Source organism: Halomonas sp. DP5N14-9 (assembly GCF_019802175.1).
Classification (GTDB): domain Bacteria; phylum Pseudomonadota; class Gammaproteobacteria; order Pseudomonadales; family Halomonadaceae; genus Halomonas; species Halomonas litopenaei.
Genome location: NZ_JAHVHR010000029.1, coordinates 81542 through 105950 on the forward strand (window position 1 = coordinate 81542; position 24409 = coordinate 105950).

General features: G+C 61.1%; 16 protein-coding genes and 4 tRNA genes. 15 read left to right on the forward strand and 5 right to left on the reverse strand.

All coding sequences use genetic code 11. The features are described from left to right. Window positions 1–165: 165 nt before the first annotated feature. Together KUW00_RS15200 and KUW00_RS15205 are read left to right on the forward strand one after the other, a co-directional pair. Entirely contained in the window at window positions 166–5379 is a 5214-nt protein-coding gene (locus tag KUW00_RS15200; RefSeq protein ID WP_222569484.1) for a retention module-containing protein, read from the forward strand. Between the two features lie 301 nt (window positions 5380–5680). Then, on the forward strand, window positions 5681–6688 hold the full coding sequence (locus KUW00_RS15205; RefSeq protein WP_124804794.1) for a DUF5801 repeats-in-toxin domain-containing protein: 1008 nt from the start codon (window positions 5681–5683) through the stop codon (window positions 6686–6688). A gap of 76 nt (window positions 6689–6764) precedes the next feature. Here KUW00_RS15205 and mtnN read toward each other — a convergent pair whose 3' ends face one another. From mtnN to folD, 3 genes are all read right to left on the reverse strand, one after another. Next, window positions 6765–7502, reverse strand: a complete 738-nt coding sequence (gene mtnN / locus KUW00_RS15210; RefSeq protein WP_045993756.1) for a 5'-methylthioadenosine/S-adenosylhomocysteine nucleosidase — start codon at window positions 7500–7502, stop codon at window positions 6765–6767. Between the two features lie 28 nt (window positions 7503–7530). Further along, on the reverse strand, window positions 7531–7998 hold the full coding sequence (locus KUW00_RS15215; protein WP_108133369.1) for an S-ribosylhomocysteine lyase: 468 nt from the start codon (window positions 7996–7998) through the stop codon (window positions 7531–7533). Between the two features lie 83 nt (window positions 7999–8081). Then, the gene (gene folD, locus KUW00_RS15220) at window positions 8082–8960 is read right to left on the reverse strand and encodes a bifunctional methylenetetrahydrofolate dehydrogenase/methenyltetrahydrofolate cyclohydrolase FolD (protein WP_045993754.1); all 879 of its coding nucleotides are present in this window, start codon (window positions 8958–8960) and stop codon (window positions 8082–8084) included. A 203-nt stretch (window positions 8961–9163) separates the two neighbouring features. Between folD and KUW00_RS15225 the strand changes: the two genes are divergently transcribed. The 11 genes from KUW00_RS15225 to KUW00_RS15275 all read left to right on the forward strand — a co-directional run bounded on the left by KUW00_RS15225 (window position 9164) and on the right by KUW00_RS15275 (window position 19766). Further along, a tRNA-Pro gene (locus KUW00_RS15225) sits at window positions 9164–9240 on the forward strand. 69 nt (window positions 9241–9309) lie between these two features. Further along, window positions 9310–9386, forward strand: a tRNA-Arg gene (locus KUW00_RS15230). Window positions 9387–9453: 67 nt separating this feature from the next. Continuing rightward, window positions 9454–9528: transfer RNA gene (locus tag KUW00_RS15235), tRNA-His, on the forward strand. 58 nt (window positions 9529–9586) lie between these two features. Further along, a tRNA-His gene (locus KUW00_RS15240) sits at window positions 9587–9661 on the forward strand. Between the two features lie 286 nt (window positions 9662–9947). Continuing rightward, window positions 9948–11288 (forward strand): trigger factor, encoded by a 1341-nt coding sequence (gene tig, locus KUW00_RS15245; RefSeq protein WP_045993753.1) that lies wholly within the window; start codon window positions 9948–9950, stop codon window positions 11286–11288. Between the two features lie 73 nt (window positions 11289–11361). Beyond that, a complete protein-coding gene (clpP, locus tag KUW00_RS15250) occupies window positions 11362–11982 on the forward strand; it encodes an ATP-dependent Clp endopeptidase proteolytic subunit ClpP (protein ID WP_045993752.1) in 621 nt (206 codons plus the stop codon). Between the two features lie 75 nt (window positions 11983–12057). Continuing rightward, window positions 12058–13347, forward strand: a complete 1290-nt coding sequence (gene clpX, locus KUW00_RS15255; protein ID WP_045993751.1) for an ATP-dependent Clp protease ATP-binding subunit ClpX — start codon at window positions 12058–12060, stop codon at window positions 13345–13347. Window positions 13348–13510: 163 nt separating this feature from the next. Continuing rightward, window positions 13511–15919 (forward strand): endopeptidase La, encoded by a 2409-nt coding sequence (gene lon / locus KUW00_RS15260; RefSeq protein WP_222569485.1) that lies wholly within the window; start codon window positions 13511–13513, stop codon window positions 15917–15919. A 177-nt stretch (window positions 15920–16096) separates the two neighbouring features. Next, entirely contained in the window at window positions 16097–16369 is a 273-nt protein-coding gene (hupB, locus tag KUW00_RS15265) for a nucleoid-associated protein HU-beta (protein WP_045993749.1), read from the forward strand. A gap of 193 nt (window positions 16370–16562) precedes the next feature. Next, window positions 16563–18383 carry a SurA N-terminal domain-containing protein gene (locus tag KUW00_RS15270; protein WP_222569486.1) on the forward strand — a complete coding sequence of 607 codons (1821 nt, stop codon included), beginning with the start codon at window positions 16563–16565 and terminating at the stop codon, window positions 18381–18383. A gap of 321 nt (window positions 18384–18704) precedes the next feature. Next, entirely contained in the window at window positions 18705–19766 is a 1062-nt protein-coding gene (locus tag KUW00_RS15275) for a CobW family GTP-binding protein (protein WP_222569487.1), read from the forward strand. Window positions 19767–19828: 62 nt separating this feature from the next. Here KUW00_RS15275 and KUW00_RS15280 read toward each other — a convergent pair whose 3' ends face one another. Then, entirely contained in the window at window positions 19829–20611 is a 783-nt protein-coding gene (locus KUW00_RS15280) for a UDP-2,3-diacylglucosamine diphosphatase (protein ID WP_311767537.1), read from the reverse strand. Between the two features lie 58 nt (window positions 20612–20669). Continuing rightward, window positions 20670–21170 carry a peptidylprolyl isomerase gene (locus KUW00_RS15285; RefSeq protein ID WP_045993746.1) on the reverse strand — a complete coding sequence of 167 codons (501 nt, stop codon included), beginning with the start codon at window positions 21168–21170 and terminating at the stop codon, window positions 20670–20672. Window positions 21171–21342: 172 nt separating this feature from the next. On the opposite strand from KUW00_RS15285, the gene KUW00_RS15290 reads away from it, so the two are divergent. Beyond that, entirely contained in the window at window positions 21343–23022 is a 1680-nt protein-coding gene (locus KUW00_RS15290; RefSeq protein ID WP_045993745.1) for a glutamine--tRNA ligase/YqeY domain fusion protein, read from the forward strand. Between the two features lies 1 nt (window position 23023). Continuing rightward, a complete protein-coding gene (gene cysS / locus KUW00_RS15295) occupies window positions 23024–24409 on the forward strand; it encodes a cysteine--tRNA ligase (RefSeq protein ID WP_222569488.1) in 1386 nt (461 codons plus the stop codon).

Sequence of the window (24409 nt, forward strand, 5' to 3'; positions counted from 1 at the left end):
TAAGAGATTATCTTTATATTTTGCAATAAACACTTCTTAATTGTGCTTTTGTGGGTTGTTCCGATGGAGAACTCTCCCACTTGACCTACTAGACAGTATCGCCCGCACGGGGCCGCCCCTATTTTCTGTGGAAACCCAATAAGCAGAAAGCACGGGGCTAAACCCATGAATATCATTGCTACCGCAGGAAGTGTGTGGATTGTCGACCAGGCAGGCGAACAGCGGGTGGCCAGGCCCGGCGATGTGCTGCAGCCAGGCCAGCGACTTGTCGCCGGAGATGACGGGCGAGTGGTTGTTTCGTCAAGTTCCGGACAGCTACCGCTGGTGCTTGAATCAGGCGAGACAATGGAAATACCGCTGGGCCAGGGCGACGCCCAATCGTTTCCCTCAGATGAGTTGCTTCTTGCGCAGAGTGTCCCGGCCGAGTTGATTCAGGCTTCGCTGCTGCAGGACGAGCAGTTGGAAGAGGTGTTCGAGGTGCTGGAATCGGGCCGGGACCTCTTCGATGTCTTCGACGAGCCTGACGCGGGTCCGGGTGCTGGCCCCGGCAACGACAATGGGCATTCTTTCGTCCGTCTTTTGCGTATTCTCGAGCAGGTTTCTCCACTCGCCTTCGAGTACGGCCTGGACTCGTCCGATGGACAGGAACCCCGACTATTCCTGGGAGATATCGTCGATGGCGACAACCCTGGCGAGGACGGTGGCAAAGAGGAAGAAGACAACGATGTCAGCCTAGGCGGCTTGGAAGGTGGTCCAGACGGCTCCGGTATAGACCCAGACGCTGGTGATCTTCCGGGGGGGCTGGAAGGTGCCGAGCTCGTGGTACGAGAGTCTGCGCTAGCCCAGGGTAGTCGTCCATCGGCGGACGCCTTGGCGCAGTCCAGCAGTTTCAACTTCGACACTCCCGATGGTCTCGGCGCGCTGACGTTGGGAGGGACGCTCTCCTTGACGCTGGCGGACCTTCAGGCCCTGGAGGGGACTCCCAGGTCCCTCGATACGCCCCATGGCATCCTCTGGCTTGATGGTTTTCAGGGTGACGCCACTGGCGGGACCGTGCTTTACCACTTTGAGCTGACCAATACCGTCGACAATGACGAGACGCAGGGGGCCACCGATGGCGGCTTCCTGGAGCAGATCGAAGTGACGGTGACGGATGTCGATGGTGACGGCCGCACTGCCAGCCTGGATGTGCTGATTCTCGATGATGTTCCCGGCATCGAGCTGGGCGGTCCCGCCGAGGTGGGGGAAGGCAGTACCATCGAGGGGAGCTGGAGCGCCGTTGATGGTGCCGATGGTGTGGCCAGTCTCGTTGTGTCGGTCGCTGGCATCGATGAGTCCTTTGCGCTGGGACAGGAGATCGTGCTCGAGGAAGGACGGTTGATCGTGAAGGCTGACGGAAGTTGGTCATTCACCGCTGCCGTCGGACTCGATCAGGGAGCATCACCGTCGGTGGAGTTCAGTCTGGTACAGACCGACGGAGACGGTGATCAAGCCGATGCTCACCAGCGTATCGAGATCTTCGACGCAACAGTCCCGACCACACCCACGGATGGCGGTGATCCGGATGCGGCACCGGCCGAGGTGGTGCTCGATGAGGATGGCCTGGACGATGGCAACCCGGGCGGTGATGGCGATGTCGCGGGCGAAGCCACGGTCATCACCGGTGTGCTCGGTTACGACTTCGGCGACGACGGGCCGGCAGTCAGCGGCGCCTTTGCCTGGTCGCAGGTGGGTCTGCCGGCGTTGAGCTCCAGCGGTGAGGTGCTGAATTTCGCCGTGTCGGATGATGGCCTGAGCCTGGTGGCGGCCACGGCAGCGGGCGAAGAGGCGCTGCGCATCACCCTGACAGACCTCGCCAGCGGTGCCTTCGAGGTGAGCCTGCTGCGTCCGCTCGACCATCCGGAAAATTCCACCGAGGACGATCTGGCCATGTCGGTCGGTTACACCGTCGCCGATGTTGACGGTAGCGAGGCATCCGGCCAGCTCGACATTCGCATCGATGATGATACCCCGGTGGCGTCGGTGACCACGGGGAACACCCTGATCGACGCCAACGCCAGCTCAGGCGTTATCCAGGTGGCCGAGGGCGCCACCGTCGAAGGCAACTGGTCTCTGAGCCCCGGCGCGGATGGACTCTCCGTCATCGACGTACTGATCAATGGGGCGCCCCTGAGCTTTTCCAGTCTGCCTGGCAGTGACGAGCAGACCACGTTGACCCTGGCGCAGGGCGACCTGACCCTGAGAGGTGACGGTAGCTGGTCCTTTACGGCAGCCAGCGGACTCGACAACAGTACGCCGCAGAACGTCGATGTCGTGCTTCGCGTGACCGATGGTGACGGTGACGTCGTCGAACTGGATATCAGTGGCGAGATCCTGGACGCATCGGGGCCCACCACCCCAACGGATGGCGGTGATCCGGATGCGGCGCCTGCCGAGGTGGTGCTCGATGAGGACGGCCTGGATGGCGGTATCCCCGGCGGTGATGGCGATGTCGCGGGCGAGGCCACGGTCATCACCGGTGCGCTCGGCTACGACTTCGGCGACGACGGCCCGGCAGTCAGCGGCGCCTTCGCCTGGTCGCAGGTGGGTCTGCCGGCGTTGAGCTCGCGCGGTGAGGTGCTGAATTTTGCCGTGACGGATGATGGCCTGAGCCTGGTGGCGGCCACGGCAGCGGGCGAAGAGGCGCTGCGCATCACCCTGACAGACCTTGCCAGCGGTGCCTTCGAGGTGAGCCTGCTGCGTCCGCTCGACCATCCGGAAAATTCCACCGAGGACGATCTGGCCATGTCGGTCGGTTACACCGTCGCCGATGTTGACGGTAGCGAGGCATCCGGCCAGCTCGACATTCGCATCGATGATGATGCGCCGGAGGGCATCGTCTCGGAAGCTTTACTGCTTGAAAATGGCAGCACTGGAGAACTGGCACTTCCGGGCGGGTATGGTGCGGATGGGCAAGGGGCCCCGATCCGCTTCGACGGTGCGCTGGATGGGGCGCCGGTGGAAGACGTCAATGGCAACACCATCATGTTGGATGGCGGACCACTGTCCTGGAGGCTGGCCGACAATGGGGTCGAGCTGGAGGCGGTGACAGCCACCGGACAGGTAGGCTTCAGCGTGGTGCTGGATGAATCAAGCAATCAGGCCCGTCTCGTTGTCGGGGAAGGTGAGCTGTCTGTTTTCACTCGGCTTGATGGTGACATCGTGGCGACCGCCATTTCGCAGAGCGCGACCCAGGGTGTGCTGGATGTCTCCGAGGGCGGTCTTGATTCGCAGCTGGTGTTCTCCGCGGTGGCCGGCGTTGCGATTGCCGACGGATCACTCATCGTCGGGGCGGGACAGATTGATGAAGGAGACCAGCTGCGTGTCGATATGGTCGCGGGGGCCGAGGAAACCGGCGGTGTGGTGTCCTGGGACTCACATGTGCGCGTCGGCGAGTTTCGCCAGAGTATCTCGATGGCTGGCGCTGACAACGCGCGAGCCACCCTGCTGCTCAGTGCCCGGGCCTACTCGTCACAGCAGGGGGAAGATGAGCCTCTGCCGCTGTCGGCCGGGGACCTGCGCATTCTCGATCAACGGGGCGTGGATGTGACGTCGGAGGTTCAGATCGATGTCATCGATGGGGATCTCAAGGTTGAAGGCTTGCAGGATGGCTGGTCGTTTGTCATCAACAGCGCCGAGGGCATCCAGGCCATCATCATCGAAGGCGGGAACGGTGAACCCTTTGGGCTTGGCAGCGTGGACATCGTCCGTGGGGCTGCGCCAGGAGACGCATCGGTGCCGCTGCCCCTCGAGGCTGCCGATGGCGACGGTGACAAGGCGTCCGGTGAGCTTTCCTTGATCCTGTCAGGCCCGGGCGAGCTCGTGGTGAGCAACAATGCCAACAATACTATCACCACGGGTGGGGGCGACGATGTCGTCATCGCGGACAAGGGTGGGGCAACGATCATCATCGACCCAGCAGGCAACTATAACCTCTCCTTTATTCTCGACTCGTCGGTCAGCATGAATGCAGAAGTCGATACGCCCAGGCCGGATGGATCGGGCAACTATACCCGCCTCGAGCTGCTGAAGGCAGCAATGCTGCGACAGCTCGAGACCCTGGCAGACTTCGAAGGTACCTTGAATCTTCAACTGATCGATTTCGACGGCGTAGCACGAAATCCTGTCGTGTTCGAAGACTTCAGTAGTGCTGACCTGGCTGCGGCCAGGGCCTATATCCTCGGTATGGAAGCCAAGGGATCCACCAATTTCGATGCAGGCTTCGTTGCCAGTACGGACTTCTTCACCCGCATGTCGGATATCAACAGCTTCGAGTCAACGGCGGTCTTTGTCACCGACGGGCTACCGACAATCTGGCTGGACGAGGATGGCAAGCTGGTGATACCCGAACCGCTGGAGCCCGGTTCTCTTGTGGCGGTGGAGGAATCGGTGGCGTCCTTCGAAGCACTGCTCGAAGTGGCTGATTCGGTCCACGGGATCGGCATAGGGGAAGATAGTCTGGTTGATTACATCCGCCATTTTGACAATACCGACATCCTGGCGAGTGACGTCGAGACTGCGTTGGAAGACGGCAATACCTATACCGGCTCCGCCGGTGAGATCAACGTGGTCAACACCGAGGAAGATCTAAATCTTGCTCTTGATACGGGGTCAAGTACCTCGGATCTAGAACCCTTGGGGAGTGACCAGGTGTTTGCCGGGGCGGGGGATGATCTTGTATTCGGTGACACGGTCAACTCCGATGATCTCGAATGGGTTAACGGCGATTCCGGGGAGGAGTTTTCATCGGGTGAGCACAATGGTCTAGGTTATGAAGGCCTCTATGAGTTTCTGAAGTGGTCTCCCGATTTTGGCAATGGCACCGCGCCAACGACTGATGAGGTCAAGGCGTATGTTCTGGCCAACGTAGATTCACTGATGAACCTTGAGCGCCAGGACGGTGGTATCGATGAGCTATATGGTGAAGAGGGCGATGATGTCCTGATAGGCGGGGCAGGGCAGGATGTTCTGGTGGGCGGTAAAGGAGACGATGTTCTGTGGGGAGGCCTGGATAGTGATCAATTTGTATGGGATGCCGCAGACGCCGAGGTCCCTTCTGTTGATCGTATCGAGGACTTCACTCTCGGAACCACCGATCAAGCTGACAAGCTCGATCTGAGCGGTCTGTTGATCGATGGCGCTGCGTCGGACCTGTCCAGCTATCTGGTGGCTGTCGACGAAGGCGAGGATATTCTCCTGAAGATCAAGACCGATGGCGGGATTGACGCGTCCGGGAACAACGCTGATCTGACCATCGAACTGGGCGGCCTCGGTGTGGCCGGAAGTGGTGAACAGGTGCTGCAGCAGATGCTTGATGATGGACAATTGATCGTCGAGTGACGATGCGTTTTGCAAAAGGGCCTGGCGATGCCAGGCCCTTTTTGTATGCGTCAGTTCACATTCGAGTATCAACAGCAGGACTTTCCTTCAGAAGCAGCCAGAGATGGCTGTGGTGGTCCGAGCGAAGCCGGGAAAGGAGGCATGATCCAGCTGCTGACGCTTTGTCATGTTTTGCTTTGCAGCTTCGCTATTTCTTCCTTCGTTTGTGCGAGGATTGTTCTTTAGTACGGTGCGTGTGCTCCCTTGCCTGTCATTTTTAGTGTTGTATGGATGAAATCGCATTAGGGACAGGTAAAGTGTCATGGAAGATGCCGTAATCGTCGCCGCTTCAGGAGGCGTCTGGATAAAAGACGCCGAAGGAAATCTGAAGGTGGCCTTGGCGGGAGATCGCCTTGAAGAGGGGAGTGTTCTGGTAACAGTGCCGACGCGAGTGGCTCGAGTAGATAGGGGAAAGGGCCTGCTCGACGAGCACAGCCTGCCCAAAGGTATCGCCGGCGGTCCCGGCGACGCCCCGGGAACCGAGGTGGTGAACACCGGCTGCAACGACAGCGCGAGCGCCAACCTCGGGTTCGACGCTGGGGCTGATGGTGCTGCCGTGCAGGGTGCTTTCCGCTGGGATCTCGACGGGCTGCCTGAGTTGACCAGCCGAGACTCTCCAGTCGAGTTTGTGGTGAGTTCAGACGGCTACACCGTGATGGGCAATGATGCTGATGGCGAGCGGGTCCTGACCATTAGTCTGGTGGATGCCGAGGCCGGTGATGTGGTGGTCTACCTGAGCAAGGATGTCGACCACCCGAAGGGCGGCCAGGAAAGCGATCTGTCGCTCGAGTTGGGCTACGCCACTACCGACAAGGATGGCTCGACAGTGAGCGGGACGCTTGAGGTGGTGATCAATGACGATACGCCAACCATCACCGGCATCGATCCGGAGGGCTTCGGGGCCGCGATGGCAGGGTCAAGCCGAGCAGCCGCGCTACCGCTGTTGGCGGAAGAGGATGAGCTGGCCTGGAGTCTGGGAGAGCCTGCGTCCAGCGCTGACAGCTCCTACGCCACTGCGGTCGATGTCTTGGGCAATATGCTGGATCTAAGAGAGTTGCTCGAAGACATTGGTGATCTGGAAGGTGGTGAAAAGGTCCTGGCCATCGCAGATGGCGAAGACACCGTGGTCCACGTGAAGCTCGATGGAGGGCTCTTGCAGGACGGCAGCAATGCGGATGTTCAGGTGACGCTAACGGGGGTGTCCATGGACGGAAGCAGTGACGACTTTCTGGTCAGGCTGCTGGAGAGTTCACAGCCGGATATCGGTTGAGCGAGTGGCAGCACGCCCGGCTGTAGCCGGGCGTGCTGTCAGGATGACGGCAGTGCTTTCTGGCGAGACAGAGTTGTCAGGCCGGCTGCTGTCGGTCAACGGCAGGTTGCGGTGACGCCAGCCGTTGCACCATTGCCGTCACCATACGGCTGGAGTGATCAGCCGCCTGCTCGAGGAATTCCTCGAAGGACAGGTGGTTGTCACCTTGCCCGGCGATATCGGACAAGGCGCGAATCACCACGAAGGGGCAACCGTAGAGGTGGCAGGTCTGGGCAATCGCGGCCGCCTCCATTTCTGCCGCCAGCATGGTGGGAAAGCGGTTGCGGGTGCGCGAGACAAGATCGGGGCACGCCATGAAGACGTCGCCGGTCGCGATCAGGCCCTCGACCACCTTGACCTCAGCCATGCCTTCGACGCAGTCCCGTGCCACCCGAACCAGGCGTTCATCCGGGAGATAGGCCGCCGGCATATTGGGCACCTGGCCATGTTCGTAGCCGAATACCACCGCGTCGACATCGTGGTGGCGCACCTCGCTGGACACCACCACGTCGCCGATCGACAGTCCTTCGCCGAACCCGCCTGCGGAACCCGTGTTGATGATCGCCTCGGGCTGGTAGTTGTCCAGCAGCAGCGTCGCCCCGATGGCGGCGTTGACCTTGCCGATCCCGGATTGCAGCAGTACGACCTCGACCCCATGCAGGCGGCCGATGTAGAAGGTGGAGCCGACGTGGGTGCGGGTCCTGACGTCTTCCAGCTGGGCCGCCAGTTGGGCGACTTCCTGCGCCATGGCTCCGATGATGCCAATGCGTTTCATGCGATTCCTCTTGAGGTGGAGCTTCGGCTCAGGCGAAGACCTGGTGCCACTCGTCACGCTTGGCCAGCAGGCCTTTTGCCAGCTCCTGGGCGCCTTCCAGGCTGTGGGATGCGGCCCAGCCACACTGCATTTCGTTGCAGGCAGGAACTTCGGTCGCTGACAGCACGTCGTTGAGCGTACCCTCGATCAGTGCCAGCACGTCGTCGTAGTCGTCGTGGTTGATCATGGCGATATAAAAGCCGGTCTGGCAGCCCATGGGGCTGATATCGACAACCTTGTCCGAGTGGTTGCGCGACAGCTCGGCCATCAAGTGCTCCAGGGAGTGCAGGGCAGGCATCTCCATGTGCTCCTTGTTGGGCTGGCAAATCCGCAAGTCATACTTGTGGATGCGATCGCCGTTGGCGCCGGTCTTGATATCTGCCAGACGCACATAGGGGGCGCGAACCTTGGTGTGGTCGAGGTTGAAGCTCTCGACATTCATCTTCTTGTCGCTCATGGAGTGTCTCCGTGATCCTGTGTTGGATGGGCGCGATGCTACGTCAATTGAGTCCATCACGCATGGATGTCGCAAGTGCAGGTTCAGCCGTCGGGAGTTTCGCGATGCTGGCCGTCATGAATGTCTGCGGCCATCAAGGTGTTTTCCAGCAGGCTGGCTACCGTCATCGGGCCAACGCCACCCGGGACCGGTGTGATGTGACCTGCACGTCGGGCGGCCTCGTCGAAGTCGACGTCGCCCACCAGGCGCCCATCTTCCTGTCGATTGATGCCCACATCGATGACGATCGCGCCGTCACGTACCCATTCGCCTTTCACCAGTCCTGGTTTTCCGACCGCAACCACCAGCAGTTCCGCCTTGCGTACCTGGGCCTCGAGGTCACGGGTAAAGCGGTGACAGACGGTGGTCGTGCAGCCCGCCAGCATCAATTCCAGTGCCATCGGCCGTCCCACGATATTGGAGGCACCGACCACCGTGGCGTCGAGGCCTCGCACCGCTAGACCCGAGTGATGCAGCAGCGTCATCACGCCCTTGGGGGTGCAGGGGCGCAGCAGCGGCAGACGTTGGGCCAGCCGTCCCAGGTTGTAGGGATGGAAGCCGTCCACGTCCTTGCTTGGCAGGATGCGCTCGAGGATAGGGCGAGCGTCCAGGTGGTCGGGCAGCGGAAGTTGAACCAGAATGCCATCGATGGATGCGTCGGCGTTGAGCTGGTCGACCAGGGCTTCGAGCTCTGCCTGTGATGTGGAAGCGGGCAGGGCGTGTTGAACAGATGAAATACCCGCCTGCTCGCAGGCGCGATGCTTGTTGCGTACATAGACGTGGGAGGCGGGGTCTTCACCGACCAGCACCACAGCAAGCCCCGGGATGCGTTCTCCGGCATCGATCCGCGCCTGTACCTGACGGGCGACCTGCTGGCGTACTGTGGCGGCAATGGACTTGCCATCGATGAGCTGGGCGGTCATGGGGTTCCCTCGGTCAGAAGTGGGTGTGCTGGATGAAATTGGCGGCCACGGATTTTCGCACGCTCCGCCATCCAGGCAAAGCTTGAGCCCGAATGACAACAGGAATGTCTCGGTAGCCTGTTGACTTGGCGGGAAAGTTCCGTAGAATACGCAGCGCTTGCAGAGACTGCTTCGGCGGTTTGCATGGCCGAGCGGCTGGCCGGCGGGGTGTAGCGCAGTCTGGTAGCGCGCCTGCTTTGGGAGCAGGATGTCGGGGGTTCGAATCCCTCCACCCCGACCACAACAGCTTGTTGGAGAAGAAGTTTTTCTCGAAAAGCGGGTTGTGGTGAAGAGTTCGGTTCTGTAGAATGCGCCTATAGCTCAACCGGATAGAGCAACGGCCTTCTAAGCCGTAGGTTGCAGGTTCGAGTCCTGCTGGGCGCGCCAGTGAAGTTTGCTGGTAGCTGCTTTTGACAGGCTCGCGCAAAGGTTGTAGCGGTGTTGTCCTGATATGGTGGATGTAGCTCAGTGGTAGAGCCCCGGATTGTGGCTCCGGTGGTCGTGGGTTCGATCCCCATCATCCACCCCATTCAGGCGATGCAAGTGTGGTCAAGCCCGAACGTGGGTTCGGTAGCTGACAGGTTGTGGTGGATGTAGCTCAGTGGTAGAGCCCCGGATTGTGGCTCCGGTGGTCGTGGGTTCGATCCCCATCATCCACCCCATCAACCTGATTCCTTCCCCGAGTTTCTTTCTTGAACAAGTCGTTGTCGAATCTGAAGCTGGCAGGCAAAGTTGCTTGTCCGGCGTTTTGTCGTGCCTGTGTTTCGCCCTCGGCGGCGGTCGTGTCGTCATTCGGTGGCCACGAATTTTCCGATAGCCCCTTGTAAAAGACATGCCAGGCCCCATGTTGTGGGCGTTGGCGCTTGCCAGTGCCCGGCGGGATTCTTAGAATCTCCCCTTTGACGTTTTCAATTTTTCAGTACGCCCCCAGTCGGTAGAGGATTATTCATGCAAGTTTCCGTCGATACGACCTCCCAGATCGAACGCCGCATCAACGTCCAGGTGCCGGCCGCCGAGATCGACGAGGCCGTCGCCGCCCGTCTCAAGGATGCCGCCAAGAACGTTCGTCTCGACGGTTTCCGCAAGGGCAAGGTGCCGATGTCGGTCATCCGCCAGCGCTATGGTGCTGATGTGCGCAACGAGGTGGTGGGCGAGGTCATGCGTGAGCGCTATGTTCGCGCCATTACCGATGAGAAGCTCAATCCGGCCGGCTACCCGCAGATCGAAGCCACCGTCAACGAGACCGGCAAGGACCTGGAGTTCACTGCCACCCTCGAGGTCTATCCTGAGTTCGAGCTGGCGACCATTGAAGGCGCCGAGGTCGAGCGTCCGGTGGTTGAAGTGACCGATGCCGACGTCGACGAGATGATCGAGACGCTGCGCAAGCAGAACGCTGCCTGGGAAGAGGTTGAGCGTGCTGCAGAGCAGGGCGATCAGGTCAATATCGACTTCCAGGGCTTCCTGGGTGACGAGCCGTTTGAAGGCGGCAGCGCCGAGAGCCACGATCTGGTGCTGGGTTCCGGCAGCTTCATCCCGGGCTTCGAGGATCAGCTCGAAGGTGCCAAGGCGGGTGAGGACAAGGTCATCAGCGTGACCTTCCCCGAGGACTACCAGGCAGAGCAGCTGGCCGGCCAGGAAGCGACCTTCAAGGTCAAGGTCAACGCGGTCAAGGGCCAGGCGCTGCCGGAAGTCGATGCGGAATTCATCGAGAAATTCGGTGTCGAAGGTGGTGACGTCGAGGCGTTCCGCGCCGAGGTCAAGAAGAACATGAGCCGTGAGGCTGACCAGGCGGTCGAGAATCGCGTCAAGCAGCAGGTGCTCGAGGCCCTCAAGCAGGCCAACGAGATCCCCGTTCCCGAGTCGCTGGTCCAGCAGGAGGTCGATGGCCTCAAGCGTCAGGCGGCGCAGCAGTTTGGTCTGGGCGAGGACTTCGACGTCAGCCAGTTGCCCAACGAGCTGTTTACCGAACAGGCCAAGAGCCGCGTGCAGGTCGGTCTGCTGCTGGCTGAGGTGATCAAGGTCAACGAGCTGGATGCTTCCGACGACGAGATCAAGGCAAAGGTCGAGGAGCTTGCACAGCAGTATCAGGAGCCCGAGCAGGTCGTCGAGTACTATATGGGCAACGAGCAGATGAAGACCCAGGTCAAGTCTGCACTGCTGGAAGAAAAGGCCGTCGACGCTTTGCTCGATCAGGCCAATGTGAAGGACGTGGAAATGTCCTACCAGCAGGCCCTGGCTGCCGCGCAGCAGCAGCCGGGCGACGAGGCGGAGGAAGGCGAGGACGCTTGAGGCGCCTCTCCTGGCCGGCCCCGTCGGGCCGGCTTCGTCGTTTTGTCACGCAAGGAAACAAGGACATCTCCTCATGAACACCGAGTTCGATATCAACGCTGCCGGCGGCCTTGTGCCCATGGTGGTCGAGCAGAGCGCCCGCGGCGAGCGTGCCTACGACATCTACTCCCGGCTGTTGAAGGAGCGGGTGATCTTCCTGGTGGGGCCGGTCGAAGACTATATGGCCAACCTGCTGGTCGCCCAGCTGTTGTTCCTGGAGTCCGAGAACCCGGACAAGGACATCCACCTTTACATCAATTCGCCCGGCGGTTCGGTGACGGCGGGGATGTCCATCTACGACACCATGCAGTTCATCAAGCCTGACGTCTCGACCGTCTGTATCGGTCAGGCGGCGAGCATGGGAGCCCTGCTGCTGGCTGGTGGTGCCGCTGGCAAGCGCTATTGCCTGCCCAACTCGCGGATGATGATCCACCAGCCGCTGGGTGGCTATCAGGGGCAGGCCTCGGACATCGAGATTCACACCCGTGAAATTCTGGGCATCCGCGAGCGACTGAACCAGATCCTGGCGCACCACACCGGCCAGGATATCGAGACCATCGCCAAGGATACCGATCGCGACAACTTCATGAACGGCGCCCAGGCCGCGGAGTATGGCCTGATCGACGCAGTGCTGGATAAGCGCCCGGCATCCTGATAGCGTGATAGCTCGCGCGATGACTACGTGATTACCGGTGGCCCCTGGGGCCACCGCTGCCAGAGAGGTACGCGAATGGCCGACGGCAAAGGCAAGGACGACAACGGCAAGCTTCTGTATTGTTCGTTCTGTGGCAAGAACCAGAACGAAGTACGCAAGCTGATCGCCGGTCCGTCCGTTTATATCTGCGATGAGTGTGTCGATCTCTGCAACGACATCATTCGCGAAGAAGTTCTCGATGCCGATGCCGAGAGCGACGAGGAGCGTCTGCCCGTTCCGCGCGAAATTCGACACACTCTCGATGACTACGTGATCGGTCAGGACCGCGCCAAGACGGTGCTGTCGGTGGCCGTGTACAACCACTACAAGCGCCTGCGTCACAGTGGCAAGGATGAGGTCGAGCTCGGCAAGTCGAACATCCTGCTGATCGGGCCCACCGGTAGCGGCAAGACTCTGCTGGCGGAGACCCTGGCGCGGTTGCTCAATGTTCCCTTCACCATCGCCGATGCCACCACGCTGACCGAAGCGGGCTACGTCGGCGAGGATGTCGAGAACATCATCCAGAAGCTGCTGCAGAAGTGCGACTACGACGTGGACAAGGCCGAGCGTGGCATTGTCTACATCGACGAGATCGACAAGATCTCGCGCAAGTCGGACAATCCGTCGATCACCCGGGACGTTTCCGGCGAGGGCGTGCAGCAGGCGCTGTTGAAGCTGATCGAGGGCACCACGGCCTCGGTGCCTCCGCAAGGTGGTCGCAAGCATCCGCAGCAGGAGTTTCTGCAGGTCGATACCGGCAATATCCTGTTTATCGTCGGCGGTGCCTTCGCCGGCCTCGACAAGGTTATCCGGGATCGTGCCGAGACCGGTGGCATTGGCTTCAATGCCGAGGTCAAGAGCAAGGATGAGACCAAGGGTGTCGGCGATCTGCTGCTGGACGTGGAACCCGAGGATCTGGTCAAGTTCGGCCTGATTCCCGAGTTCGTCGGACGTCTGCCGGTCATCGCAACCTTGACCGAGCTGACCGAAGACGCACTGATTCAGATTCTGACCGAGCCGAAGAACTCGCTGGTCAAGCAGTACGCTCGGTTGTTCGACATGGAAGGCGTCGAGCTGGACTTCCGCGAGGATGCCCTGCGCGCGGTGGCCCACAAGGCAATGGCGCGCAAGACCGGCGCCCGTGGCCTACGTTCGATTCTCGAGTCGGTGCTGCTCGACACCATGTACGAGATTCCCTCTCTCGAGGGCGTCAGCAAGGTGGTTATCGACGCCTCTGTCATTGGTGGGGAGAGTGATCCCCTGCTGATCTACAGCCAGGCCAGCGACGCTGAGGAAGACACTCGCGTGGACGGCACCGACGGCTAGTCCGTCAGCGCTTCCCGCGACGCCGTCAAAAGGGGCCGCAGACGCGGCCCCTTTGTCTGCCGGAGCCTTCGATGGCGATTCGGCTAGGCGTTTCCCCTTGCAATGCCTCGGGGCTGCCCCCATCCCCTTAGGTTTCACCCGCTAAGTTTGAGGAACGTCTGCGATGCAGCAGAACGCCGAACAGACTATGAGTCTGCCCCTTTTGCCACTGCGTGACGTGGTGGTATACCCGCAGATGGTCATCCCCTTGTTTGTCGGCAGAGAGAAGTCGATTCAAGCGCTGGAAGCCGCCATGGCGGATGACAAGCGGGTCTTGCTGGTCGCCCAGCGTGAGGCGAGCAAGGATGATCCCGATGACGAAGATCTGTTCGCCATCGGCACGGTAGCCGAGATCATGCAGCTGCTGAAACTCCCGGACGGTACCGTCAAGGTGCTGATCGAGGGCGAGTCTCGCGCCGATATCGGTGAGATCTCGGTAGCCGAAGAGGGTTACTCCACGGCCCAGGTGATACTGCGTTCCAGCGAGCCCCTGAGCGAGCGTGAGCAGGAGTCGTTGGTGCGGGTGCTGCTCAACCAGTTCGAGCAGTACGTCAAGATGTCGAAGAAGGTGCCCAACGAGGTACTGAATTCGCTGTCCGGGATCGAGGATCCCAGCCGCCTGGTGGATACGATCTGCGCCCATCTGTCGCTGAAGATCGGCGACAAGCAGGAATTGCTCGAGATGGATCGCGTCCGCGATCGTATCGAGCACCTGATGGCGCTGATCGAAGCCGAGATCGACCTGCTGCAGGTAGAGAAGCGCATTCGCTCCAGGGTCAAGGACCAGATGGAGAAGTCCCAGCGCGAGTACTACCTCAACGAGCAGATGAAGGCCATCCAGAAGGAGATGGGCGAGCTCGAGAACGCGCCAAACGAGGCCGACAAGTACGAGCAGGCCATCAAGGACTCCGGGATGCCCAAGGAGGCCGCCGACAAGGCCAACCAGGAGCTCGGCAAGTTGCGCATGATGTCACCTTCCTCGGCGGAGGCGACGGTGGTGCGCTCTTACCTCGACTGGCTGGTGTCGGTACCGTGGAAGAAACGTACCCGGGTCAAGCACGATCTGATCAATGCCCAGAAGGTGCTCGACGAGGACCACTATGGACTGGATGAGGTCAAGGAACGCATCCTCGAGTATCTGGCCGTGCACAAGCGGGTCAAGAAGCTCAAGGGGCCGGTGCTGTGTCTGGTGGGGCCTCCCGGCGTCGGCAAGACCTCGCTGGGCAAGTCCATCGCCCGGGCGACCAATCGCAAGTATGTGCGTCTGGCCCTCGGCGGCGTGCGTGATGAATCGGAAATCCGTGGGCATCGCCGGACCTATATCGGCTCTCTGCCCGGAAAGCCGATCCAGCGCATGGCCAAGGCGGGGGTGAAGAACCCGTTGTTCCTGCTTGATGAGGTCGACAAGGTTGGCATGGATCATCGTGGAGATCCTGCGTCTGCGCTGCTTGAGGTGCTGGACCCCGAACAGAACAACACCTTCAGTGACCACTACCTGGAGCTGGACTACGATCTGTCGGAAACCCTGTTCATCTGTACCGCCAACTCGATGAATATTCCGGGGCCGCTGCTGGACCGCATGGAGGTGATACGCCTCCCGGGGTACACCGAGGATGAGAAGCTGGCCATTGCCACGCGCTATCTGGTGCCCAAGCAGCTGGCCGCCAATGGCTTCAAGGAAGATGAGCTGAGCTTTGGTGAGGATGCGCTGCTGGAGCTGATTCGCTACTACACCCGCGAAGCCGGCGTTCGCGAGCTCGAGCGGCAGATCGCCAAGGTCAGTCGCAAGGTGTTGCGTGAGCGGCTCGAGAAGGAAGGCAAGGAAGGTGCCCTGGGCTCGCAGACGCTGGCGGCCGAGGATATCGAAGCCTACGCTGGCGTGCGGCGTTACAGCTACGGTCTGGCCGACCAGCAGGACCAGGTCGGTCGTGTGACCGGACTCGCCTGGACCTCGGTGGGAGGTGAGTTGCTCAATATCGAGTCGGTGGTGACGCCTGGCAAGGGGCGTCTCAACAAGACCGGTTCACTGGGTGACGTCATGAAGGAGTCGGTGAGTGCCGCCCAGACGGTGGTGCGGGCCCGCGCCGAGGCGCTGGGGATCGATCCCGAGCGGTTCGAGAAGGAAGACCTGCATATCCACGTGCCGGAGGGAGCCACCCCCAAGGACGGCCCCAGCGCGGGTATCGCCATGGTGACCGCCATGGTCTCGGCTTTCTGCAACCGTCCTGTGCGTTGCGACGTTGCGATGACCGGTGAAGTCAACCTGAGAGGCGAAGTCATGCCGATCGGTGGGCTCAAGGAGAAATTGCTGGCGGCCAGGCGCGGTGGTATAAAGACGGTGCTAATACCCGAGGAGAACCGTCGCGATCTCAAGGAGGTCCCTGAAAATATCAAGGATGCTCTGACGATCCATCCGGTTCGCTGGATTGATGAAGTGCTCGAGCTCGCTCTGTCACAAAAGGTGGATCATAAAACCGACGATTCACTGTCGACAGAGTCGTCTGCGACACACTCAATGGTCAGCACACACTAGTGACGTTTTTTCCATGATCTTGGGTGTAGAATGCCGAGTTCATGCGGATTGGCAAGGAAGGTTGCTTGACAGGTCTTTTGCAGCATTGCTATAAATTATCGCCATGCTGCGATCGAGCCTGTCGGCAAGAAGTATCGCCGTTTCGAATTTTTTTCTGTAATAGTCAAGGGGTGAAGTGTGAACAAGTCCGAGCTGATTGATGCCATTGCCGCGTCTGCCGATATTCCGAAGGCCGCCGCTTCTCGCGCGCTGGATGCTATGGTGGAATCCGTGACCGAGAGCCTGAAGCAGGGCGACAGCGTTTCACTGGTTGGCTTTGGTACCTTCTCCGTCAAGGAGCGCGCTGCACGTACCGGCCGCAACCCGCAGACCGGTCAGCCGATCGAAATCAGTGCCGCCAAGGTGCCGAGCTTCAAGGCCGGCAAGGCTCTGAAGGATTCCGTCAACTAAGACGCGTGGTCTCGGCGGCACGTCGAGCATCGTCACGTTGACACGAGTCTGGCGGCCACCGCCTACGCCGGACTCGCCAAGGGCGCATCGCTATCGCGGTGCGCCTTTTTCATGAGTTTGGGGGAGGTCGCGCCAGGCCCTCGGGTGCGTATACTGGTGCGCGACGAATCCCCATCCTTTCGCAGAGGCATGCATGCTGCAGAGTATTCGCGACCGATCCCAGAGCTGGATCGCAAAGATCATCATTGGTGCCGTGATCGTCACCATGGCACTGTTTGGCGTGGAGTCGTTGATTGGTCTATTCGGACAATCCGGCGACGAGGTCGCCACGGTCAATGGTGAGCCCATCAATCGCCAGCAGGTCGAACTGAATGTCCAGCGCGCCATGCGCTCCAACCAGGTGCCTGCCGACCAGGAGCGCGCGCTTCGCGGCGAAGTGCTCGAAGGCTTGATCAGTGACCGCTTGATGATCGATTACGCCAAGAACGGCGGACTAGCGGTTTCGGACAATCAACTCGACCAGTTGATCGTCAGTCGCCCGGAGTTTCAGAATGCCGATGGCCAGTTCGACCAGGAGCTCTTCCGCAGCCGTCTATCAAGTGTCGGCTATACGCCCTTGTCCTTCCGCGAGCAGCTCAGTCGTGACGTCATGCGCGGGCACATCCAGCAAGGCCTGATCGCCAGCGACTTCACCTTGCCAGGTGAACGCGACCGGCTTGCCGAGTTGCAGCGCCAGACCCGTAGTTTTCGCTACCACCGACTGACCGAGGCGGACCTTGATGCGCCTGTCGAGGTGTCTCAGGCGGAAATGACAGCCTACTACAACGAGCATCAGCAGGAATTCCTGCGGCCGGAGCAGGTCAAGCTCGGTTACATCGTGCTCGATCAGGAGGCCATGGCCGCCGATATCGAGGTGAGCGAGGAGGACCTGCGCGAAGCCTGGGAAGCCCAGGCGGAGAACGCCGATCGTCAGATATCACACATCATGGTGACCTTCGGCGACGAGCGCAGCAGAGACGAGGCCGAGGCCCGTATCGAAGCCATCAAGGCGCGACTGGCCGATGGCGACGCGTTCGACGATCTGGCGGCCGAGTTCTCCGATGACACATCCACCAGCGACGACGGTGGCGATCTTGGGGTGATCACCCGGGGTATCTTCGGCGAGGCCTTTGAAGAGGCCGCCTTTGCCCTCGACGAGGGCCAGGTCTCCGAGGCAGTCGAGACCGACAACGGACTGCACCTGATCAAGGTGACCGAGATCGATCGTGCGGACTTTGCCTCCGAGCGTGACCGTCTGCGTGATCAGCTTGCTCAGGCACAGGTGCGTGACGCCTTCAATGACAAGGCCCAGCAGTTGATCGACGAGAGCTTCGCTGCCGACGATCTTCAGAGTGTGGCTGACGACCTTGGACTCGAGCGTCAGACCAGTGATTGGGTCGGTCGTGAAGGCGCTGAAGGCGTACTGGCCGAACCTGGCGTGATGGATCAGGCCTTCAGCGATGAGGTGCTTGGAGAGGGCTTCAACAGCGAGGTCATCGAGCTGGATGGTTCACGGCGTCTGGTGCTGCGGGTACTCGATCACCGCGACGCGGCGACGCTCCCACTGGAGCAGGTGAAGGACCAGGTCGAAGCGGCGGTGCGTCAAGCCAAGACCCGCGACGCCTTGATCGAGCTTGCTGAAGAGCGAGTGTCGCAGCTGCAGGGGGGCCAGTCGCTGGACATCGATTGGCAGCGTGCTGACAACATCAGCCGTCAGGACGCGCCCAGCGTACCCGATGCAGTGCTGACCACCGCGTTCAAGCTGCCGCATCCTGAAGAGGGCCAGGTGGTTTACGGCCGGGCGGTCGATGGCGCCGATGTCAGTCTTATTGCCCTGGAGAGCATTGGCCAGGGTGAGGGTAACCAGCAGATGGAGCAGTTTGTCGCCAGCATGGCCGAGCGGCTGCGTGCCCAGGCGGTGCTGGATGGCCTGTTGACCCATCTACGCGATACCGGCGAGATCGAGCGTTACTAGCCAACTCGTCTAGCCAGCGCGGAGAGGGGCCGTACGCGTGTCGCGGTCCCCCTGCTGTCGAAAAGGAGCGCCATCTGGCGCTCCTTTTCGTTGGCGCCGGCCTGTGAAGTCCTGTTGGAACGATTGTTGGAGCGATGTTTCGGGTATTGCGTGCCTGCTTGATGGTTCTTTTTATACCGTTATCTTGAGTTCTGATAAAGCGCATACGGCGTTCAGGGTATAGCGTCGCACAAGGCCTCGGCATAGGCTGTTTATATTTATACCGTTATCTTATTGGTCGCCATCTGCTGCCAATCTTCTAGCCCGGAGCCAAGTACCGTCATGCAACCACTGGCCAGCATCCCCACCCATGTCATCACCGGATTTCTCGGCAGCGGCAAGAGCCAGTTGATCCGCCATTGGATCGATCGCAAACCCGTTGGTGAGCGGTGGGCAATCCTGATCAATGAGTTTGGTCAGGTGGGCATCGACCAAGCGATAGTCGGGGAGAGCGACGACGTCACCGTGCAGGGGGTGCCAGGAGGGTGTCTCTGCTGTCAGGTGGCGACGGTCTTCCGCTCGGTGCTGGTGCAGTTGCTGCGCCGCGAACGGCCAGATCGACTGCTGATCGAGCCCTCCGGGCTCGGTCACCCGGCCGGCCTGCTGGAGGTGCTGGGGGGCGGCGATCTTGCCCAGGTGCTGGATCTCCGCCAGGTCATCACTGTGCTCGATGCACGCCGTCTCGATGATCCCAGAGTCACTAACCACTCCACCTTTATCGATCAGCTGGCAGTGGCCGATGGATGGGTGCTGTCCATGCAGGACCTGCTCGAGGACGAGCATCGCCAAGGGGTTGAACGATGGCGCCAGAAGAGCCGCTTGGCACCATCCTGGATGGTGCCAAGCGGCGCGAAAGGGTTGCCGATCAGCCATCTGCTCGACTCCCCGGCGCGAGGCCGTCAGAACGTCCGTGGCGATGCTCAGAGTCTGCTGCTGCGTCGGCCTTCGCTGCATGCCGAGGCGATCGACTCGTCGCCAGGTACGCCAGAGGTCCCGGCGCCCATCGCCGGTGGTGCAGCAAGACAGAACGGACACGGTCTGGGGTATCGCTCCGCAAGCTGGCATTGGCACCGCGAGGAGTGCTTCGATCTCGCAGCGCTGGAGCAGTGGTGGAAGCAACTGCCATCTGGCGTGCGGGTGAAAGGGGTCATGCGAACCGGCCGGGGCTGGCGCACCTTCCCGCTTCCGTCCGTTCCCGGCAAAGAGGCTCAGGCGTCCTGGCGCAAGGATTCGCGGCTCGAGATGATCTGGCCAGAGGATATAGAACTCGATATCGATGGCCTGGAGCGGGCGCTCGAGCAGTGTCGACGTCGGCCGTCGGGTGAGGCGGGGCCGGACGCCTGAGCGTCCGGCGTGTCATCGATGCCCGAAGGCCCAGGGCGGGCAGGGCGTCGATAAAGGCTGCGTCAGAAGGAAAAGCGGTTGAGTGATGGGGCCTCGCCGTCTTCGATGCGCACCTCCCAGCCCTGATCGCGGGTCCAGTCGCCGACCACGATACGTTGCGCCGACACGGGATCGCCCTGAGGACCGGCAAGGCTCAAGTCATGCACGGCGGGACGATGGGTATGACCGTGAATCAGCCTGCGAACCTCGTGGGCCTGCATCACGTCGACGACTTCCTCGGGGGTGACGTCCATGATGTCAGCGGCCTTGGTGCTGTTGGCCTCGCCGGACTGCTGACGCAACTGGCTTGCCAAGGCCAGACGTTCCGGGATCGGCATGGCAAGGACTCCTGCCTGCCACTGCGGGTCACGGGCCTTGGCGCGAAACGCCATGTAGGCTTCGTCGCTGGTGCACAGGCTGTCACCGTGCATCACCAGGGTAGGCTCACCGCCAAGGTCAAGTCGTTGTGGTTCGTCGAGCAGGGTGGCGCCGGCCCGCTGGGCGAAGCTTTCGCCCAGCAGGAAGTCGCGGTTGCCGTGCATCAGGAAAAGTCGCATGCCGGCGTCGCTGGCAGCCTTGAGGCGTTCGGCCACCTGGCAGGCCAGAGCCGCGTGGCCAGACGGATCCGCGGCGCCGAGATCCATCAGGTCGTCGCCGATCCAGGCGTCGAAGATGTCACCGATCAGGTAAAGATCGGTGCCTTCGGCGGTGTTGCGCTCGAGGTAGTCGAAGAATCCCTGGGTGATCTGCGGCGCCTCGGGATGCAGGTGCAGGTCAGCGATCAACAGAGTGGTCATGGTGTTCATGGTCTCCTGAACGCAGCACGCCCGCAGCGCGGGCGTGCTCGGTGGAAAGGCAGGAGGATCAGGCGTCGTCCTTGACGTAGGCGCGCTGGATGATCACGTCCTCGGCAGGGACGTCGGCGTGCATGCCGCGTCGGGTGGTGGCCACGTCCTTGATCCGGTTGACCACGTCCATGCCGTCGACCACACGACCGAAGACACAGTAGCCCCAGCCCTGCATGTTCTTGCCGGTATGATTGAGGAAGTCGTTGTCGGCCACATTGATGAAGAACTGGGCGGTGGCGGAGTGAGGGTCCTGGGTCCGCGCCATGGCCAGGGTGCCGGTGGCGTTCTTGAGGCCATTGTCCGCTTCGTTCTCGATGGGGTCACGCGTGGGCTTCTGCTCGAAGTTGCTGTCGAAGCCGCCGCCCTGGACCATGAAGCCGTCGATCACGCGATGGAAAAGGGTGCCATCGTAGAAGCCATCGCGGACGTACTGCTCGAAGTTGGCCGCGGTCTTTGGCGCCTCTTCATGGTTGAGTTCGATCGAGATGTCGCCAAAATTGGTCTGCAGAATGATCATGGAGTGGTCCTGTAGCGTTTACAGCGCCTCTTGGCGCCTTTCTCGTTCTCGGCCCGGCTTGGCGCCGGGCCCTGGCGTGACGCTATAATAGCCGTTTTGCTTCGCAGCGCGAAGCCGGGGGCGGATCTGTGCCCTTCAAAGCCCTTACTTCACCAGAGGTTGATTCATCAACATGACCACCGAGACCAGCAACGCGCCGAATTTCATTCGCAATCAGATTCGCGAGGAAATCGAGGCCGGACGGTCACAGAAGATCGTGACGCGATTCCCCCCCGAGCCGAATGGCTTCTTGCACATCGGGCACGCCAAGTCGATCTGTCTCAACTTCGGACTCGCGGAGCAGTTCGGTGGTGACTGCCATCTTCGCTTCGATGACACCAATCCCGCCAAGGAAGAGCAGGCCTACATCGACGCCATCAAGGAAGACGTGCACTGGCTGGGCTTCCAGTGGGCGGGCGACATTCGTTTCGCCTCCGACTACTTCGACCAGCTCTACGCCTGGGCGCAGCATCTGGTGAAGGAAGGCAAGGCCTATGTCGATGATCTGTCTCCGGACGAGATTCGCGAATACCGCGGTACCCTGACCGAAGCCGGTCGCCCCAGTCCCTACCGCGACCGCAGCGCAGAGGAGAACCTCGATCTGCTCGAGCGCATGCGCCAGGGGGAATTTGCCGAAGGCGAAAAGGTGCTGCGCGCGAAGATCGACATGGCCTCGCCCAACATCAACCTGCGCGACCCGATCCTGTATCGCATTCGGCATGCCAGCCACCACCAGACCGGCGACAAGTGGAAGATCTATCCGTCCTACGACTTCACCCACGGGCAGTCTGACGCCATCGAAGGGATTACCCACTCGGTCTGCACCCTGGAGTTCGAGGACCACAGGCCGCTCTACGAATGGTTTCTGGAGCAGCTGCCGGTGCCGGCCAAGCCCCGGCAGATCGAGTTTGCGCGCCTGAATCTGAACTATACCCTGACCTCCAAGCGCAAGCTCAAGCTGCTGGTCGACAACGGCATCGTCGATGGCTGGGATGATCCGCGCATGCCTACCATCTCCGGGATGCGTCGGCGCGGTTATACACCGGCGTCGATTCGCAAGTTCTGCGAGATGATCGGTGTGACCCGGGCCGACGGCGGTCTGGTGGACATTGCCATGTTGACCCATGCCATCCGCTCCGACCTCGAGGACAATGCGCCTCGTGCCATGTGCGTGCTGAAGCCACTCAAGGTGGTGTTGACCAATGTCGACGCCGACCACGAAGAGGTCTACGAGGTGGCGGGACACCCGGCCCGTGACGACATGCCGGTACGCCGTATCCCCTTTACCCGAGAGCTGTGGATCGACCGCGACGATTTCATGGAAGAGCCGCCGAAGAAGTTCTTCCGTCTGGCCCCGGGCAAGGAGGTTCGCCTGCGCAACAGCTACGTGATCCGTTGCGACGAGGTGGTCAAGGACGAGGCTGGCGAGATCCAGGAGCTGCGTTGCAGTGTGGACTTCGACACCCTGGGCAAGAACCCGGAAGGGCGCAAGGTGAAAGGGGTCATCCACTGGGTCAGTGCCAGCCACGGGGTGCCGATCGAGGTGCGGCTCTACGACAATCTGTTCCTGGTCGAGCAGCCGGACAAGGACAAGGACGCCGATTTCCTCGAGCACCTGAACCCCGAGTCGCTGGTGACCGTCCAGGGTGTCGGCGAGCCGAGCCTGGCTGATGCCGGCAACGAGGATCGCTATCAGTTCGAGCGCGTCGGCTACTTCTGTGCCGACCGCTACGCCAGCCGCCCCGATCACCTAGTGTTCAATCGCACGGTCGGTCTCAAGGACACCTGGGCCAAGATGCAGAAGAAGGGCTGACATGCAGATATACAACACGCTGAGCCGCACCAAGGAAGAGTTCACGCCCATCGAGCCGGGCAAGGTACGCATGTACGTCTGTGGCATGACGGTGTATGACTTCTGCCACCTGGGACATGCCCGGGTCATGGTCGCCTTCGATGTCATCAGCCGCTATCTGCGCCATCGTGGCTATGACGTCACCTACGTGCGCAACATCACCGATATCGACGACAAGATCCTGCGTCGCGCCGAAGAGAACGGCGAGAGCATCGGTGAACTGACCGAGCGCATGATCGACGTCATGCACGAGGATGAAGGTCGACTGTTTGTCCAGCGTCCGGACCAGGAGCCCAGGGCCACCGGTCACGTGGCCGAGATCATCGCCATGATCGAGGTGCTGATCGACAAGGGCTTTGCCTACGCGCCGGGTAACGGCGATGTCTACTATCGCGTGCGCAAGTTCGAAGGCTACGGCAAGCTCAATAATCGTAACCTCGACGATATGCGCTCCGGCGCCCGCGTCGAGGTCGACGAGCACAAGGAAGATCCGCTGGACTTCGTGCTGTGGAAGGGTGCCAAGCCGGGTGAGGCCAGCTGGGCCTCTCCCTGGGGCGAGGGGCGTCCGGGTTGGCATATCGAATGTTCGGCAATGTCCACCTGCTGCCTGGGCAACACCTTCGACATCCACGGTGGAGGTCCGGACCTGACCTTCCCGCACCACGAGAACGAGATCGCCCAGAGCGAGGCGGCCACAGGCGAGCGCTACGTCAATACCTGGATGCACGCCGGAGCGGTGCGGGTCGACAGCGAAAAGATGTCGAAGTCACTGGGCAACTTCTTCACCATTCGCGAGGTGCTGGAGCACCACGATCCAGAGGTGGTGCGGTATCTGCTGGTGGCAAGCCACTATCGCAGTGCCATCAACTACGCCCCGGAGGCGCTTGGCGAGGCACGCAAGTCACTCGAGCGCTTCTATACCGCGCTTGACGGTGTCGCGCTGCCGGCGGAAATCGAAGTAGGGCCGGGCGACTACGCCGCACGCTTCAGCGCCGCCATGGACGATGACTTCAACACGCCGGAGGCCCTGTCGGTGCTGTTCGAACTGGTACGCGAGCTCAATCGTGCGCGCAAGGAAGGCAGCGATGACGTTCCTGCCCTGGCGCTCGAGCTCAAGCGTCTGGGCGGTATCCTGGGCTTGTTGACCCAGGAGCCGGCCGCCTTCCTCAAGGGTGGTTCGGTAGCGCTGTCCGAAGACGAGATCAATGCGCGTATCGCGGCGCGGGCGGAGGCCAAGAAGGCCAGGCAGTTCGCCGAAGCGGACCGCATCCGCGACGAGCTCGCCGCCCTGGGGATCGTGCTCAAGGACTCCCGCGAAGGTACCACCTGGGTGGTCGACAAGGGCTGA